The 16,838-nt window shown below is 60.7% G+C and carries 15 protein-coding genes and 1 pseudogene; 12 read left to right on the top strand and 4 right to left on the bottom strand.

Annotated elements, in window-relative coordinates:
* Window positions 1–237: 237 nt before the first annotated feature.
* Window positions 238–1,731: a CoA-acylating methylmalonate-semialdehyde dehydrogenase gene (locus BSF40_RS08670; RefSeq protein WP_008021905.1), complete on the bottom strand. Its 1,494-nt coding sequence runs from the start codon at window positions 1,729–1,731 to the stop codon at window positions 238–240.
* A 177-nt stretch (window positions 1,732–1,908) separates the two neighbouring features.
* Entirely contained in the window at window positions 1,909–3,258 is a 1,350-nt protein-coding gene (locus BSF40_RS08665) for an aspartate aminotransferase family protein (protein WP_095964807.1), read from the bottom strand.
* 139 nt (window positions 3,259–3,397) lie between these two features.
* Here BSF40_RS08665 and BSF40_RS08660 point away from each other — a divergent pair, with 139 nt between their 5' ends.
* From BSF40_RS08660 to BSF40_RS08635, 6 genes are all read left to right on the top strand, one after another.
* Window positions 3,398–4,318, top strand: a complete 921-nt coding sequence (locus BSF40_RS08660) for a LysR family transcriptional regulator (protein ID WP_015093347.1) — start codon at window positions 3,398–3,400, stop codon at window positions 4,316–4,318.
* A gap of 211 nt (window positions 4,319–4,529) precedes the next feature.
* Window positions 4,530–5,180, top strand: coding sequence for a TetR/AcrR family transcriptional regulator (locus tag BSF40_RS08655; RefSeq protein ID WP_095964806.1), 651 nt, complete (start codon window positions 4,530–4,532; stop codon window positions 5,178–5,180).
* Window positions 5,181–5,198: 18 nt separating this feature from the next.
* On the top strand, window positions 5,199–5,780 hold the full coding sequence (locus BSF40_RS08650; RefSeq protein WP_095964805.1) for a YigZ family protein: 582 nt from the start codon (window positions 5,199–5,201) through the stop codon (window positions 5,778–5,780).
* Window positions 5,781–6,361: 581 nt separating this feature from the next.
* The gene (locus tag BSF40_RS08645; RefSeq protein WP_095964804.1) at window positions 6,362–7,927 is read left to right on the top strand and encodes an ABC transporter ATP-binding protein; all 1,566 of its coding nucleotides are present in this window, start codon (window positions 6,362–6,364) and stop codon (window positions 7,925–7,927) included.
* Window positions 7,928–7,938: 11 nt separating this feature from the next.
* Window positions 7,939–9,045 carry an ABC transporter permease gene (locus BSF40_RS08640; protein WP_095964803.1) on the top strand — a complete coding sequence of 369 codons (1,107 nt, stop codon included), beginning with the start codon at window positions 7,939–7,941 and terminating at the stop codon, window positions 9,043–9,045.
* Window positions 9,045–9,971 carry an ABC transporter permease gene (locus BSF40_RS08635; RefSeq protein ID WP_095964802.1) on the top strand — a complete coding sequence of 309 codons (927 nt, stop codon included), beginning with the start codon at window positions 9,045–9,047 and terminating at the stop codon, window positions 9,969–9,971. Before BSF40_RS08640 ends, BSF40_RS08635 begins: the two co-directional genes overlap by 1 nt.
* On the opposite strand, the gene BSF40_RS08630 is transcribed toward BSF40_RS08635, so the two are convergent.
* Window positions 9,968–10,438 carry a hypothetical protein gene (locus BSF40_RS08630; protein ID WP_095964801.1) on the bottom strand — a complete coding sequence of 157 codons (471 nt, stop codon included), beginning with the start codon at window positions 10,436–10,438 and terminating at the stop codon, window positions 9,968–9,970. The genes BSF40_RS08635 and BSF40_RS08630 overlap by 4 nt on opposite strands.
* A 109-nt stretch (window positions 10,439–10,547) precedes the next feature.
* Here BSF40_RS08630 and BSF40_RS32680 point away from each other — a divergent pair.
* The 3 genes and pseudogenes from BSF40_RS32680 to BSF40_RS08620 all read left to right on the top strand — a co-directional run.
* Window positions 10,548–10,676, top strand: a pseudogene (locus tag BSF40_RS32680) (MerR family transcriptional regulator); the annotation flags it as partial.
* Between the two features lie 19 nt (window positions 10,677–10,695).
* Window positions 10,696–11,385 carry an SDR family oxidoreductase gene (locus BSF40_RS08625; RefSeq protein WP_095964800.1) on the top strand — a complete coding sequence of 230 codons (690 nt, stop codon included), beginning with the start codon at window positions 10,696–10,698 and terminating at the stop codon, window positions 11,383–11,385.
* A 254-nt stretch (window positions 11,386–11,639) separates the two neighbouring features.
* Complete coding sequence (locus tag BSF40_RS08620; protein ID WP_095964799.1) at window positions 11,640–12,998, top strand: 8-oxoguanine deaminase; 1,359 nt, start codon at window positions 11,640–11,642, stop codon at window positions 12,996–12,998.
* A 198-nt stretch (window positions 12,999–13,196) separates the two neighbouring features.
* Here the strand turns inward: BSF40_RS08620 and BSF40_RS08615 are convergent, their stop codons facing one another.
* Window positions 13,197–13,442 (bottom strand): hypothetical protein, encoded by a 246-nt coding sequence (locus BSF40_RS08615; protein ID WP_095964798.1) that lies wholly within the window; start codon window positions 13,440–13,442, stop codon window positions 13,197–13,199.
* A 101-nt stretch (window positions 13,443–13,543) separates the two neighbouring features.
* On the opposite strand from BSF40_RS08615, the gene BSF40_RS08610 reads away from it, so the two are divergent.
* The 3 genes from BSF40_RS08610 to BSF40_RS08600 all read left to right on the top strand — a co-directional run bounded on the left by BSF40_RS08610 (window position 13,544) and on the right by BSF40_RS08600 (window position 16,773).
* The gene (locus tag BSF40_RS08610; RefSeq protein WP_095964797.1) at window positions 13,544–14,626 is read left to right on the top strand and encodes a BMP family ABC transporter substrate-binding protein; all 1,083 of its coding nucleotides are present in this window, start codon (window positions 13,544–13,546) and stop codon (window positions 14,624–14,626) included.
* Window positions 14,627–14,771: 145 nt separating this feature from the next.
* Window positions 14,772–15,737, top strand: coding sequence for an isopenicillin N synthase family oxygenase (locus BSF40_RS08605; RefSeq protein ID WP_095964796.1), 966 nt, complete (start codon window positions 14,772–14,774; stop codon window positions 15,735–15,737).
* 82 nt (window positions 15,738–15,819) lie between these two features.
* Window positions 15,820–16,773, top strand: coding sequence for an adenosine deaminase (locus tag BSF40_RS08600; protein ID WP_095964795.1), 954 nt, complete (start codon window positions 15,820–15,822; stop codon window positions 16,771–16,773).
* Window positions 16,774–16,838: the final 65 nt, after the last annotated feature.

Genomic DNA, 16,838 nt, shown 5'->3' with positions numbered 1-16,838 from the left:
CACCTCTTTTTCAACTTCCCTGGCGCTTCGATGACCTGAAGCAACCTGCTGCCGAAAACTGCGTAACTCTTTGTTTACCAAGGAGTTTTCCGTTTCGACTGCGCCGGAAGTGGGGCGAATTATAGGCCTCCAGAATCTGCCGTCAACACCTATTTTCACAAATCTGTCATATAGGTCAAAAAAGCCCGAAAACGCGAAGGCCGACCCCAAGGGGTCGGCCTTCTTTTGCCCTTCTACTTACAAGCTGGGGAACGCGAACTGCGAAGCTTCATGGCTCGCACGCTGCGGCCAGCGCTGGGTGATGGCCTTGCGACGGGTGTAGAAACGTACACCATCCGGGCCGTAGGCGTGCAGGTCGCCGAACAGCGAACGCTTCCAGCCGCCGAAGCTGTGATAGGCGACCGGCACCGGCAACGGTACGTTGACGCCGACCATGCCGACTTCGATCTCGTCGCAGAACAACCGCGCCGCTTCGCCGTCACGGGTGAAGATGCAGGTGCCGTTGCCATACTCGTGATCGTTGATCAGCTGCATGGCTTCTTCCAGGCTGTTGACCCGAACAACGCACAACACTGGCCCGAAGATCTCTTCTTTATAGATACGCATCTCTGGCGTGACGTTGTCGAACAGGCAACCACCCAGGAAGAAGCCTTCTTCATGACCGGCCACGGTCAGGCCACGACCATCCACCACCAGCGTCGCGCCGGCGGCTACGCCGTCTTCTACATAACCGCTGACTTTGTCACGAGCCTGGCCAGTCACCAGTGGGCCCATGTCCAGACCGCAGGAAGTACCGGCACCGATTTTCAGCGCCTGGATTTGCGGAACCAGTTTGGCCACCAGAGCGTCTGCGACCTGGTCACCGACACACACGGCCACGGAGATCGCCATGCAGCGCTCACCGCAAGAACCGTAAGCCGCGCCCATCAGTGCGCTGACAGCGTTGTCCAGATCGGCATCCGGCATCAGTACAGCGTGGTTCTTCGCACCGCCCAGGGCCTGAACGCGCTTGCCGCGCTTGGTGCCTTCGGAATAGATGTATTCAGCAATCGGCGTCGAACCGACGAAGCTCAGCGCCTTGACTTCCGGCGCTTCGATCAACGCATCCACCGCAGTCTTGTCGCCGTGCACCACGCTCAGTACGCCTTTAGGCAAACCGGCTTCCAGCAGCAACTGGGCAATCAGCAGCGTCGAGCTCGGGTCACGCTCGGACGGCTTGAGGATGAAGCAGTTGCCGCAGACGATCGCCAGCGGGTACATCCACAGCGGCACCATGGCCGGGAAGTTGAACGGCGTGATACCGGCGACAACGCCCAACGGCTGGAAGTCAGACCAGGCATCGATGTTCGGGCCGACGTTGCGGCTGTACTCGCCCTTGAGGATTTCCGGAGCCGCGCAAGCGAACTCGACGTTCTCGATGCCGCGCTTCAATTCACCGGCAGCATCTTCCAGGGTCTTGCCGTGCTCTTCGCTGATCAGTTGCGCGATACGTGCTTCGTTTTGCTCCAGCAGTTGCTTGAAGCGGAACATCACCTGGGCACGCTTGGCCGGTGGCGTGTTGCGCCAGGCCGGGAATGCAGCCTTGGCCGCGTCGATGGCGCTCTGGATGGTTTCGCGGGTCGCCAGCGGCAACTTGTGAATAGCCTGACCGGTAGACGGGTTGAACACATCAACCGCGCGACCGTTCTCGGTCACCAGTTCGCCATTGATCAAATGCGGAATAACGCTCATGGAAGCTCCTGAAAAGTTGTCCACAGGCGCCTACGAAATGACGCCTGCTATATAGATGCTTTGTGTAGGAGCGAGCTTGCTCGCGAAGATAGTGAGGGCGCCGCGTTCATCCAGGCAGCCCGCATCATCGTTAACGTCCATCGCGAGCAAGCTCGCTCCTACGGGTGTGTTGTCAAATCAGTCGATCTTGCCCAGCACTTCGCCGACCGCGTCGAACAGGCGATCCAGGTCCTGCGGCTTGCTGTTGAAGGTTGGGCCGAACTGCAGGGTGTCGCCGCCGAAGCGGACATAGAACCCGGCTTTCCACAGCGCCATGCCGGCTTCGAACGGACGCACGATCGCGTCGCCGTCACGTGGTGCGATCTGGATCGCACCGGCCAGGCCGAAGTTGCGGATGTCGATAATGTTCTTGGTGCCTTTGAGGCCGTGCAGCGCATTTTCGAAATGCGGTGCGACGTCGGCCACGCTCTGCACCAGGTTTTCCTTTTGCAGCAAGTCGAGTGCTGCCAGGCCCGCCGCGCAAGCCACCGGGTGTGCCGAATAGGTGTAGCCATGGGGGAACTCAACCGCGTACTCAGGCGTCGGCTGATTCATGAAGGTCTGGTAGATCTCGGAGCTGGCAATCACCGCGCCCATCGGGATCGCGCCGTTGGTGACTTGCTTGGCAATGCACATCAGGTCCGGGGTCACGCCGAAGGTGGTGGCGCCGAACATGGTGCCGGTACGGCCGAAACCGGTGATCACTTCGTCGAACACCAGCAGGATGTTGTGCTGGTCGCAGATTTCACGCAGACGCTTGAGGTAGCCCTGTGGCGGAACCAGCACGCCAGCGGAACCGGCCAATGGCTCGACGAATACCGCCGCGATGTTCGACGCATCGTGCAGTTCGATCAGCTTGAGCAGTTCGTCAGCCAGGGCGATGCCACCCTGCTCCGGCATGCCACGGGAGTAGGCGTTGCTTGCCAGCAGAGTGTGCGGCAGGTGGTCGACGTCCATCATCGCCTGACCGAACAGTTTGCGGTTGCCGTTCACGCCGCCGAGGCTGGTGCCGGCAATATTCACACCGTGGTAGCCACGGGCACGGCCGATCATTTTGGTCTTGGTCGACTGACCTTTCAGGCGCCAGTAGGCACGGACCATCTTCACCGCGGTGTCAGCGCACTCGGAGCCCGAGTCGGTGAAGAACACGTGGTTCAGGTTGCCCGGGGTCAGGTCGGTGATTTTCTCGGCCAGCTGGAACGACAGCGGATGACCGTACTGGAAGGCTGGCGAGTAATCGAGGGTGCCCAGTTGCCTGGCGACCGCTTCCTGGATTTCCTTGCGGGTGTGACCGGCGCCACAGGTCCACAGGCCCGACAGCGAGTCATACACCTTGCGGCCCTTGTCGTCGATCAGCCAGCTGCCTTCGGCGCCAACGATCAGGCGCGGGTCGCGCTGGAAGTTGCGGTTGGCGGTGTAAGGCATCCAGTGAGCATCGAGCTTGAGCTGGCTGGCCAGCGAAGTCGGGGCGTTTTCAGGCAAGTTCATGGGCAAAACCTCGCAAGGCAATAGGCGGCGTAAAGATTGAAAACCGTTGTTGCAGCTAAATTGCCACGGGGATAAAGTCTGTGAAATGCAACTCTTCTAATGTTCAGTCAGCCAATCACTAAACTTTTGAGTAACCCGCATGAGCGCTCGCCGTCCCGATCCGCTGGCCCAGGTCAGCGACTTTGATATTCGCCTGCTGAGGATCTTTCGCAGCGTGGTGGAATGCGGCGGCTTCTCCGCGGCTGAAACCGTGCTGGGCATTGGTCGTTCAGCGATCAGCCAGCAGATGAGCGATCTGGAGCAACGCCTCGGCCTGCGCCTGTGCCAACGTGGACGCGCCGGTTTTTCCCTGACCGAGGAAGGTCGCGAGGTCTATCAATCGGCGTTGCAACTGTTGAGTGCGCTGGAAAGCTTCCGCACCGAGGTCAACGGCCTGCACCAGCACTTGCGTGGCGAATTGATCATTGGTCTGACGGACAACCTGGTCACCCTGCCCCACATGCGCATCACCCATGCCCTTGCACAGTTGAAAGAGCGCGGCCCGGACGTGCAGATCCAGATCCGCATGATCGCGCCCAATGAGGTCGAACAAGGCGTGCTCGACGGTCGCCTGCACGTCGGCGTGGTGCCGCAGGCAAGCGCACTGTCGGGGCTGGAGTACCAACCGTTGTATAGCGAACGCTCGCTGCTGTATTGCGCGGTCGGCCATCCGCTGTTTTATGTTGACGACAAACAACTGGACGACGAACGCCTGAACAGTCAGGACGCCATCGCCCCCACCTTCCGCTTGCCAGCGGAGATCCAGGCCCACTACCAGGCGCTCAATTGCACCGCCAGCGCCTCGGACCGCGAAGGCATGGCCTTCCTGATCCTGACCGGACGCTATATCGGTTACCTGCCGGATCACTATGCGAGTCTTTGGGTACAGCAGGGCCGGTTGCGAGCGTTGAAAGCCAAAACGCGCTTCTATGACCTGAGCCTGGCCTCGGTCACACGCAAGGGGCGTCGCCCGCATCTGGTACTGGAGAGTTTTCTCGAGAGCCTGGCCGCGACGCGTTGAAATTTTGGATTACAGAAACCTGTGGGAGCGGGCTTGCTCGCGAAGAGGCCGGTACATCCAGCATCAAAGTTGTTTGACACACCGTCTTCGCGAGCAAGCCCGCTCCCACATTAGATTGCGGGGCAGGGTTTTATTGTGTGAGGACTTGTCTGAAGCCGATGGGTACGTTATCAACGCACTGGCCGTCCCACCCACCAGTTCGGAAGTGCTTATGACCTTTGAAGTCCCAGCCCACGGCGGAAAACCCGTCAGCCGCATTCGTCAGAAGAACGAAGAGACCATCATCAAAGCCGCCGAAGACGAGTTCGCCCGTCACGGGTACAAAGGCACGAGCATGAACACCATCGCCCAGAATGCCGGGCTGCCCAAGGCAAACCTGCATTACTACTTCACCAACAAGCTCGGTTTGTACGTGGCGGTGCTGAGCAACATCATCGAGTTGTGGGACAGCACCTTCAACACCCTCACCGCCGAGGATGATCCGACCGAGGCCTTGACCCGTTACATTCGCGCCAAAATGGAGTTCTCCCGCCGCCAGCCGCAAGCCTCGCGAATATTCGCCATGGAAGTCATCAGTGGCGGTGAATGCCTGACCGAGTATTTCAACCAGGACTATCGCGCCTGGTTCCAGGGCCGTGCGGGCGTGTTCCAGGCCTGGATCGACGCCGGTAAAATGGACCCGGTCGACCCGGTGCACCTGATCTTCCTGTTGTGGGGCAGCACCCAGCATTACGCCGACTTCGCCACGCAGATCTGCCGCGTCACCGGGCGCACCCGGTTGACCAAACAGGACATGGAAGACGCCGGGGACAACCTGATCCGCATCATTCTCAAGGGCTGCGGCCTGCAACCTGCCATTTAAGTAGCCATTCAGGTACGTATGCCTTTTACCCTCAGCGGTTTTTGCGAATACCGCGAAGAGATTCGCAAGAGCCGCTTCATCACCTTCGCCGCGCCGATCTCCAGCCCGGTCGAGGCCCAGGCGTTCATTGAACAGCACAGCGACTTGAATGCCTCGCACAACTGCTGGGCGTGGAAGCTCGGCGATCAATATCGCAGCACCGATGATGGCGAACCCGGTGGTACGGCAGGTCGGCCGATTCTGGCGGCGATAGAGGCACAGGATTGTGATCAGGTCGCGGTGCTGGTGATTCGCTGGTACGGCGGCATCCAACTGGGCACCGGTGGTCTCGCCCGGGCCTATGGCGGCGGTGCGAACAAATGCCTGCAAGCGGCGCCAAAGGTTGAGTTGATCAGCCGGGTGCCGTTGCGATGCACTTGCGGGTTTGCCGAGCTGGCGTTGGTCAAGCTGCGGGTGGCGGAGGCAGGTGGACTGGTTGTGGATGAAAGCTTCACCGCCAATGGGGTCGAGTTGCAGTTGGCCGTGGGCGACGCGCAGATCGATACCTTGCAGTCACAGCTGGCCGATTTGAGTCGCGGACGTATTCTCTTGCAGCGCTGAAAACAAGAGCAAAAGATCGCAGCCTTCGGCAGCTCCTGCATGGGATCGTGCTGCGATCTTTTGGAGCACGCCGCTTTTCCACTTATTCCATATTTGCCCACATCTGCTGTGCACCCGGCTGTGGATAACCTGAGCACATACCGCTGTAACCCTTCTGTCATGCGGCTTTGCGGACTTTGCTCAATTTTCGTCCAATCTGCCATCAAGCGCATCAAATTCAAGCAAAAACAAACAGTTACGGCGGTTTATCACCTTTAGAAGAAAGCCACCCAGTGCTTATGCCCATGCCTTGAGCTTGCGCACAAATACTGTGGAGCAATCTGTGGATAACCCGTTCATGGCCGTCTCGGCACCCTGCACGGTATGGCCTGTGGTCGATTGATCATTTTTTGAGCAAAACCCCACGAGCAAAATCAGGGCTTGATTTGCACCCTTGCCCCCATGTGGTGCCGGGTTCTGCGTGGTTCATTTGAAAACTGCATACTCAACGCCTCTGCTCGAAGGACTTCGATGTTTTCCTGACCTAGTGGCCAGAAAATTGCTTTATCCACAGGCACAAGTCCAACAGCACCGAGCCTGTCATGCCCAATCACGCTCCAATCCCGGATCCGGTTCCGCGCCTGCAACTGCGCAGAATCAGCAAACGCTACCCCGGTTGCCTGGCCAACGATGCCATCGACCTGACCATTGCCCCTGGCGAGATCCATGCCCTGCTTGGCGAAAACGGCGCGGGCAAAAGCACGCTGATGAAAATCATCTACGGCGTCACCCAGGCCGATTCCGGCGAGGTGATCTGGCAAGGTCAGCGGGTAACCCTGCGCAACCCGGCCCAGGCGCGAGGTCTGGGCATCGGTATGGTGTTCCAGCACTTCTCGCTGTTCGAAACCTTGAGCGTGGCACAGAACATCGCCCTGGCCATGGGCGCGGCGGCAGGCACACCCAGACAACTTGAGCCGAAGATTCGCGAGGTGTCGCGACGCTATGGCATGGCGCTGGAACCGGAGCGACTTGTCCACAGCCTGTCGATCGGGGAACGGCAACGGGTGGAAATCATTCGCTGCCTGATGCAGGACATCCGCCTGTTGATTCTCGATGAACCGACTTCAGTGCTGACGCCGCAAGAGGCCGACGACTTGTTCGTCACCCTGCGCCGGCTCGCCGCCGAGGGTTGCAGCATTCTGTTCATCAGCCACAAGCTCGGGGAAGTCCGCGCGTTGTGCCAGAGCGCGACGGTACTGCGCGGCGGACGCGTGACTGGACATTGCGTGCCCGCCGACTGTACGGATCAGCAACTGGCGCGCCTGATGGTCGGTGAGGCGGCGCAGCTGAACGCAAACTATCCGAAGGTGACCGGGGGTGATGCGTTCCTTGAGGTACATGGATTGTCCTGGCACAACCCGGACCCGTTCGGGTGCTCGCTCAAGGACATCAATCTTGAAGTGCGCAGCGGCGAAATCGTCGGTATCGCCGGTGTCGCGGGCAATGGCCAGGACGAGCTGCTGGCTTTGCTCAGCGGCGAACAACGCCTCAATCGCAACGAAGGCGCAACCCTGCGCTTTGGCCAGGAACCGGTTGCCCATTTACACCCTGACGCACGTCGCAGACTTGGCCTGAGCTTTGTCCCTGCCGAACGCCTGGGCCATGGCGCGGTGCCAGCGTTGAGCCTGGCAGACAACGCGCTACTGACCGCTTTCCAGCAAGGACTGGTGAGCAAGGGTCTGATCCGGCGCAGCAGAGTCGAAACGCTGGCCGAGGAAATCATCCGCCGTTTCGGGGTCAAGACACCCGATAGCCAGACCCCGGCCCGCAGTCTGTCCGGCGGCAACCTGCAGAAATTCATCCTCGGCCGGGAAATCCTCCAGCAACCCAGGCTGCTGGTCGCCGCGCACCCGACCTGGGGTGTGGACGTCGGCGCGGCCGCCACCATTCATCGCGCCTTGATTGCCTTGCGCGATGCCGGCGCAGCGATCCTGGTGATTTCCGAAGACCTCGACGAACTGTTCCAGATCAGCGATCGCCTTGGCGCCTTGTGCGGCGGTCGCCTGTCGGCACTGAACGCCACGGTCGATACGCGCCTGAGCGATGTCGGCGGCTGGATGGCCGGCCAGTTCGCTGCCCCTCAATCACTCGCATCCGCCACGCGCTAACGGAGTGTCACATGCTGCTTTCTCTTGAACCCCGTGGCCAGCAATCGCGGCTGATGCTGTGGTGCTCGCCGTTGCTGGCGGCTGCGCTGACCCTGGGCTGTGGATCGTTGTTGTTCATCGCGCTCGGGCATGACCCGCTGCTGACCTTGCACACACTGCTGATCGCTCCGGTCAGCGACCTGTATGGCGTCTCTGAATTGTTGGTCAAAGCCCTGCCGATTCTGCTGTGCGCACTGGGCCTGGCCGTCGCCTACCAGGCGCGCATCTGGAACATCGGTGCCGAAGGTCAACTGCTGCTCGGTGCATTGGCCGGCAGTGCGCTGGCGGTCAACATCATTGATATGCAAAGCCGCTGGGCGCTGGTGGCGATTCTGTTAACCGGCACCCTGGCCGGTGCCGCCTGGGCCGGCCTGACGGCGTGGTTACGCACACGCTTCAACGCCAATGAAATCCTGACCAGCATCATGCTCAACTACATCGCGCTGAACCTGTTGCTGTTCTGCGTTCACGGTCCGTTGAAGGATCCCGCCGGGTTCAACTTCCCCGAGTCAGCGATGTTCGGGGATGCCAGCCGCTTGCCGCTCTTGCTGGAGGATGGCCGGGTTCACGCCGGGGTGTATTTCGCCCTGCTCGCCTTAGTGGCGATGTGGGTGCTGTTGCAGAAAAGTTTTGTCGGCTTCCAGATCAAGGTGCTCGGGCTGGATAAGCGGGCCGCCGGTTTCGTCGGTTTTCGCGAGAAGCGCCTGATCTGGCTCGCGCTATTGATCAGCGGCGGTCTGGCCGGCCTTGCCGGTGTGTGCGAAGTCACCGGGCCGATCGGTCAGCTGGTGCCGCAGGTCTCGCCGGGCTACGGCTATGCGGCGATCACCGTGGCGTTTCTCGGTCGCCTGAATCCACTCGGGATCCTGTTTTCCAGCCTGTTGATGGCGCTGCTGTACATCGGCGGCGAAAGCGCACAAATGAGCCTGAACCTGCCACAAGCGATCACCCAATTGTTCCAGGGCATGATGCTGTTTTTCCTGCTGGCCAGTGACGTGCTGATCCTCTACCGGCCGCGCCTGAACCTGCGCTGGACCCGTCGTGCCCGAGCCACCGCCGTACACGCAGGAGCGTTGTGATGGATATCGATCTGCTGAGCAATATTTTCTACGCCATGGTCCGCTGCGGTACGCCGTTGCTGCTGGTAGCGCTGGGAGAACTGATCTGCGAGAAAAGCGGCGTCCTCAACCTGGGCCAGGAAGGCATGATGCTGTTTGGCGCGGTGATCGGTTTCATCGTCGCGTTCAACACCGGGCACCTGTGGCTCGGCGTATTGCTGGCGATGTTCGCCGGGATGCTGCTGTCATCGCTGTTTGCGCTGGTGGCACTGGTGTTCAATGCCAATCAGGTGGCCAGCGGTCTGGCCCTTACGATTTTCGGCGTGGGCCTGTCGACCTTTGTCGGTGCGGCCTGGGTCGGCAAGCCGCTGGCGGGTTTCGAACCCTTGGCGATTCCCTATCTGAGCGAAATCCCGCTGTTCGGGCGGATGCTGTTTGCCCAGGACCTGTTGGTCTATCTGTCGTTCGCACTGTTTGCGCTGGTGGCCTGGGTCATTCTGAAAAGCCGTGTCGGGCTGATCATTCAAGCCGTCGGGGAAAATCCCGCTGCCGCCAGTGCCATGGGTTTGCCGGTGTTGTCAGTGCGTACGTTGGCGGTGTTGTTTGGTGGCGCAATGGCCGGGTTGGCCGGGGCCTATCTGTCCCTGGCGTACACGCCGATGTGGGCGGAGAACATGAGCGCAGGGCGCGGCTGGATTGCCCTGGCGCTGGTGGTGTTCGCCAGTTGGCGGGTGTGGCGCCTGCTGCTCGGCGCGTACCTGTTCGGGCTCGCCAGCATCCTGCACCTGGTGGCGCAGGGATTGGGGCTGGCGATTCCGTCGAGCCTGCTGGCGATGCTGCCGTATGCCGCGACCATTGTAGTGTTGGTGCTGTTGTCACGGGATGCGCTGCGGACGCGGTTGTATGCGCCGGTGTCGCTGGGGCAGCCGTGGCAGGCCGGGCATTAGGTGGTGACCGGGCCGGCCCCTTCGCGGGCAAGCCCGCTCCCACATTTGACCGGGTTCGGGCTTGCTCGCGAAGGGGCCCGAACAGGCAACACCTGAGCCACGCCCCACGCCAATTCAAACACCAGAAAAACCACCAACAATGAACTCGCACCCTGGATCAGGGCATAGGCCTGCCAGGCCGAGAACAGGAATCTGGCCACGGCGTCATACCGTCCGAAAACCTGCTGCGGATCACGAATCCGCAGCACCGCCCATACGCAGACGATCGAGCCCAACAGGTTCGCCATCAACATATGCACCGGTTCGAACGCTGGCAGCTCACCCGGCAAACTCAACGCCTGGCTCAGCGCAGTCAAAACCCCATGCAACGCCGCAAAACTCCACGGCGTGACAAACGCGACCGTCACAATCAGGTCGTACCAGGCACTGCCTTGCACCAACCGGCGATATTGCGTTGTAGTCCACATCGTCATTGCTCCATCAATTCAGGGAGCAACAAGGCTAAAGCCTGGAGTATGCTCCAGGGTCAAGCCCCTTCGAGACGTCATGATGCGCATCGGTGAATTAGCCCGGGCCAGCGCCGTCAAGCAACTGCTGCAAAACAAACTCAAACTGATCGAAGCCCGCATGGCCGAACTCGGCGCGCTACGCGAGGAGTTGCAACAACGGCTCGGGCAACAGTGTCCATTGAATCCACGATCCTGAATTTTCAAGGAAGCCACTCATGTCCAAGGCAAAATCCGCACTCATTATCGGCGCCTCCCGGGGGCTTGGCCTCGGGCTGGTGAAAACCCTGCTGGCCGATGGCTGGCAAGTCACCGCCACCGTGCGCGACCCGCAAAAAGCCGAGGCCTTGCAGGCCCTGGGCAAGGTGCGGATCGAACAGCTCGACATGGACGATCAGCCCGCGGTGTCCGCCCTGAGCCAACAACTCAAGGGCGAGGTGTTTGACCTGTTGTTCGTCAATGCCGGGGTCAAGGGGCCGGATGTCCAGACACCCAACGGTGGTGCGACGATGGCCGACGTCGGCCAGCTGTTTTTCACCAACGCCGTGGCGCCGATCAACCTGGCCCAGCGTTTTGTCGAACAGATCCGCCCGGACAGCGGCGTGCTGGCGTTCATGAGTTCGGTGCTGGGCAGCGTGACCATGCCCGATGCGCCGGAGCTGGCGCTGTACAAGGCCAGCAAGGCGGCACTGAATTCCATGACCAACAGCCTCGTCACTCAGTTGGGCGATACAACGCTCACTGTGCTGTCGCTGCACCCGGGCTGGGTGAAGACCGACATGGGCGGAGAAGGCGCGGACATCGACGTCGAAACCAGCACCCGCGGCCTGGTCGATCAGGTGAATGCGTATGTCGGCAAGGGCGGACACCACTTCATCAATTACCGGGGCGAAACCATTCCCTGGTAACCCCTCAGATCAAAATGTGGGAGCGGGCTTGCTCGCGAAAGCGTCGTGTCAGCCAACATCAACGTTGCAGTTGCACCGTCTTCGCGAGCAAGCCCGCTCCCACAGTATTACTCTTCGTCTGGTCGGGTTGGGCTTGCCCACCAGAGCGTTTTGATCGAAACTGCCCACCTCGCCTCCCCGGCGAACCTGGATCAGCAGACAGGGCAACACTGAGCTGGCAACCCTGAACCCAACTTTCAGAGGAGCCGGCCAACATGCCTGCGACCCGTACCTGGTTAAAAAATCCCCTCGCCATTTTCACCTCCAACGGTCTCGATGCCCGTGGCGGCCTGGTGCTGCAAGACGGCTTGATCGTCGAAGTGCTCGGCGCCGGCCAGCAACCATCCGCGCCGTGCAATGAAGTGTTCGATGCCCGCGAGCATGTGATCCTGCCGGGCCTGATCAACACCCATCACCATTTCTATCAAACCCTGACCCGCGCCTGGGCGCCGGTGGTCAATCAGCCGCTGTTCCCGTGGCTGAAAACCCTGTACCCGGTCTGGGCACGCCTGACCCCGGAAAAGCTCGCCCTCGCCACCAAGGTCGCATTGGCCGAATTGCTGCTGTCCGGCTGCACCACCGCCGCCGACCATCACTACCTGTTTCCGGAAGGTCTGGAAAACGCGATTGACGTGCAAGTCGAGAGCGTTCGTGAACTGGGCATGCGCGCCATGCTCACCCGCGGCTCCATGAGCCTGGGCGAAAAGGACGGTGGCCTGCCGCCGCAACAGACCGTTCAGGAAGGCGAAGTGATCCTCGCCGACAGCCAGCGGCTGATCGCCGAATACCACGAGCGCGGTGACGGTGCGCAAATCCAGATCGCCCTGGCACCGTGCTCGCCGTTCTCGGTGACCCCGGAAATCATGTCGGCCAGCGCCGAACTGGCCAACCAACTCGACGTGCGCCTGCACACCCACCTGGCAGAAACCCTCGACGAAGAAGATTTCTGCCTGCAACGCTTCGGCCTGCGCACCGTGGACTATCTGGACAGCGTCGGCTGGCTCGGCCCGCGCACCTGGCTGGCCCATGGCATCCATTTCAACCCGGACGAGATCGCCCGCCTCGGCGCCGCCGGTACCGGTATCTGCCATTGCCCGAGCTCGAACATGCGCCTGGCCTCGGGTATCTGCCCGAGCATCGATTTGACTGACGCCGGCGCCCTGCTGGGCCTGGGCGTGGACGGTTCGGCCTCCAACGATGCCTCGAACATGATGCTCGAAGCGCGCCAAGCCCTGTACATCCAGCGCCTGCGCTACGGCGCCGAGAAGATCACCCCGGAACGCGTGCTCGGCTGGGCAACCAAAGGCTCGGCCAGCCTGTTGGGCCGTACCGATATCGGTGAACTGGCGGTGGGCAAGCAGGCCGACCTGGCACTGTTCAAGCTGGATGAACTGCGCTTCTCCGGTAGCCATGATCCGATCTCGGCCCTGCTGCTGTGTGGCGCCGATCGCGCGGACCGGGTGATGGTCGGCGGCAAGTGGCGGGTGATTGACGGGCAGGTCGAGGGGCTGGACCTGAAGGGCTTGATTGCCGATCACAGCCAGGCGGCGCGACAGTTGATTGCCGGGACCTGACACAACACCGATTGAAACTGTGGGAGCGGGCTTGCTCGCGAAGGCGTAGTACCAGTCAATACTCATGTGACTGACACACCGCCTTCGCGAGCAAGCTCGCTCCCACATTGGTTTTGCGGTGCTCTTAGAGTCCCAACAGCGACAACATGATAAACGTCGCAAACAACACGAAATGAGTCATGCCTTCGATGGCGTTGGTTAGGCCGCGACGATGAAGGCGATCAACGCCAACAGCAGGAAGCCTTCTTGCTTGAGGGTGGTGAGCATGGCGAGCCTTTTTGCCGAGTGGTGCCGATGAGCTACGGACTGCGGGGTGACGTTAACGTTTCGTTTTACCTTAGCGCACCAGAGGGTGGCGTGAGGTTGGTCAGATGCACTGCGTTGGCTCTGGTGTTGAAAAAGATCGCAGCCTTCGGCAGCTCCTACAGAGCTACGCGAAGCCATGCAGGAGCTGCCGAAGGCTGCGATCTTTTGATTTTGTTGTCCGGTTGGTCAGCCATTTGCATTGCCCCTGCCAACCACAGAACAAAATGGAGCTCCAGTTCATGCACAACCGTCCGTTGAAGAAGCTGCTTTGCGCCGTTACCGCCGCCATCGGCCTGAGCGCGAGCCTGAGTGCCAGCGCCAACGACCCGCTGAAAGTCGGCTTCGTTTACATCGGCCCGATCGGCGACCACGGCTGGACGTATCAGCATGAACAGGGACGCAAGGAGCTCGCGGAAAAATTCGGCCCGCAGATCACCACCCACTATGTGGAGAACGTGGCCGAAGGGGCCGACGCCGAGCGGGTGATCCGCAACATGGCCAAGGACAAATACGACCTGATCTTCACCACCTCCTTCGGCTACATGAACCCGACCGTGAAAGTCGCCAAACAGTTTCCCCAGGTGACTTTCGAACACGCCACCGGCTACAAGCAGGCCAGGAACCTCGGCACCTACCTGGCACGCACCTACGAAGGTCGCTACGTCGGTGGCTTCCTCGCGGCGAAGATGACCAAGACCAGGAAGATCGGCTATGTCGCCTCGTTCCCGATCCCGGAAGTGATCCGCGACATCAACGCCATCCAGCTGGCCTTGAACAAGTACAACCCCGGTACCGAAATCAAGGTGGTGTGGGTCAACTCCTGGTTCGATCCGGGCAAGGAAGCGGATGCCGCCAACGCACTGATCGACCAGGGCGTGGACGTGGTGTTCCAGCACACCGACAGCCCGGCGCCAATCCAGGCCGCCGAACGTCGCGGCGTGTATGCCGTGGGCTACGCTTCGGATATGGCGCACTTCGGGCCGAAGGCGGTGCTGACCTCCATCGTCAACGACTGGGGGCCACACTACATTCAGGCAGCCCAAAGCCTGATCGACCATGACTGGAAGTCCCAGGACTACTGGGGCGGCTTGAAAGAGGGCACGGTTGAGTTGCCGATCAGCGACCTGGTGCCGGCTGCGGTGAAAAGCGAAGCCGAACAGCTCATCGCCAATATCAAGAGCGGTACGCTGCAGCCGTTCACCGGGCCGATCAAGGATCAGGCCGGCGTCGAAAAAATCCCGGCGGGCGTGAGCGCGACCACGGCGGAACTGGCGTCGATGAACTACTACGTGGAAGGCATGAAGGCGGAAATACCGAAGTAACACTTCAACCACCAAACAAACCCCCTGTGGGAGCGGGCTTGCTCGCGAATGCGGTCTGTCAGACAACGGAGATGTTGGATGTACCGGCCTTTTCGCGAGCAAGCCCGCTCCCACATTGGAAATTCATCGCTTTCAAGGATTGCGCATGACCAGCCTCCCCATCATCGACATCGCCCCGCTCTACAGCGACGACCAGAACGCCTGGCCAGCCGTGGCCGCACACATCGACCACGCCTGCCGCGAGTGGGGTTTCTTCTACATCAAGGGCCATCCAATCAGTGCCGCGCGCATCGACGCCCTGCTCGACCACGCCAGACGCTTCTTCGCCCAACCCACTGCCGAAAAACTCAAGATCGACATCACCCAGAGCCGTCACCATCGCGGCTACGGCGCCATCGCCACCGAACAGTTGGACCCGAGCAAGCCCAGTGACCTCAAGGAAACCTTTGACATGGGCCTGCACCTGCCGGCCGGCCACCCTGATGTACTGGCGAAAAAACCCTTGCGCGGCCCCAATCGCCATCCCTCCCTGCCCGGTTGGGAAGCGCTGATGGAGCAACACTACGTCGACATGCAGGCCCTCGCACAAACGCTGTTGCGGGCAATGACCATTGCGCTGGGGATTGAGCGCGATTTCTTCGACACTCGCTTCAATGACCCGGTCAGTGTGTTGCGAATGATCCATTACCCGCCGCGTCACACGGCCAGCTCCATCGAGCAGCAAGGCGCCGGCGCCCATACCGACTACGGCTGCATCACCCTGCTCTATCAGGACGCCGCCGGTGGGTTGCAGGTACGCAACGTCAAAGGCGAATGGATCGACGCGCCCCCCATCGACGGTACGTTCGTGGTCAACCTCGGCGACATGATGGCGCGCTGGAGCAACGACCGTTACCTGTCGACGCCGCACCGGGTGATCAGCCCGCTCGGCGTGGATCGCTATTCGATGCCGTTCTTCGCCGAGCCGCACCCGGATACCCGCATCGAATGCCTGCCCGGTTGTCAGGATGCATTGCACCCGGCGAAATACCCGGCCACCACCTGCGCCGGGTTCCTGCTCTCGCGCTTCGCCGATACCTACGCCTATCGACGGGAACAGGCAGCGGTGTGATGAACCGCCTGGTCAGGTTTTACCAATTGTTGCGGCAACCCTCTGTAGAATGGCGACCATTGCACCTGATGAGAAAAGAATCATGTATGACTGGCTGAACGCCCTGCCCAAGGCAGAATTGCACCTGCACCTGGAAGGTTCGCTGGAACCCGAGCTGTTGTTCGCCCTGGCCGAGCGCAACAAGATTGCCTTGCCATGGAGCGACGTCGAAACCTTGCGCAAGGCGTATGCCTTCAACAACCTGCAGGAGTTCCTCGACCTGTATTATCGGGGGGCCGATGTGCTGCGCACTTCCCAGGATTTCTATGACCTGACCTGGGCGTACCTGCTGCGCTGCAAAGAGCAGAACGTGATTCACACCGAACCGTTCTTCGACCCGCAGACCCACACCGACCGTGGCATCCCGTTCGAAGTGGTGCTCAACGGCATCGCCGCCGCGCTGAAGGATGGCGAGCAGCAGTTGGGAATCACCAACGGTTTGATCCTGAGCTTCCTGCGCCATCTGAGCGAAGACGAAGCGCAGAAAACCCTCGACCAGGCGCTGCCGTTCCGCGACGCGTTCGTCGCCGTGGGCCTGGACAGCTCCGAGATGGGCCACCCGCCGAGCAAGTTCCAGCGCGTGTTCGACCGTGCCCGTCACGAAGGCTTCCTGACCGTCGCCCACGCCGGTGAAGAAGGCCCGCCCGAGTACATCTGGGAAGCCATCGACCTGCTGAAAATCCAGCGCATCGACCATGGCGTGCGCGCCATCGAAGACGAACGCCTGATGCAGCGGATCATTGACGAGCAGATCCCGCTGACCGTGTGCCCTCTGTCGAACACCAAACTGTGCGTGTTCGATCACATGTCGCAGCACAACATTCTCGACATGCTGGAACGCGGTGTAAAAGTGACCGTGAACTCCGATGACCCGGCGTACTTCGGCGGTTATGTCACGGAGAACTTCCATGCCCTGCACACCCACCTGGGGATGACCCAGGACCAGGCCAGACGCCTGGCGCAGAACAGTCTCGATGCGCGGTTGGTAAAACCCTGAGCAACACCGCAAATCCAACTGTAGCTGGCTTGCCAGCGATGGCGCCCTCTCATTCAACAATGATG

It is taken from the genome of Pseudomonas sp. ACN5, from assembly GCF_002303975.1.
GTDB lineage: Bacteria > Pseudomonadota > Gammaproteobacteria > Pseudomonadales > Pseudomonadaceae > Aquipseudomonas > Aquipseudomonas laurylsulfatiphila.
The sequence above is the reverse complement of the archived record's forward strand: the minus strand, read 5'-3'. Positions and strand labels throughout refer to the sequence as shown.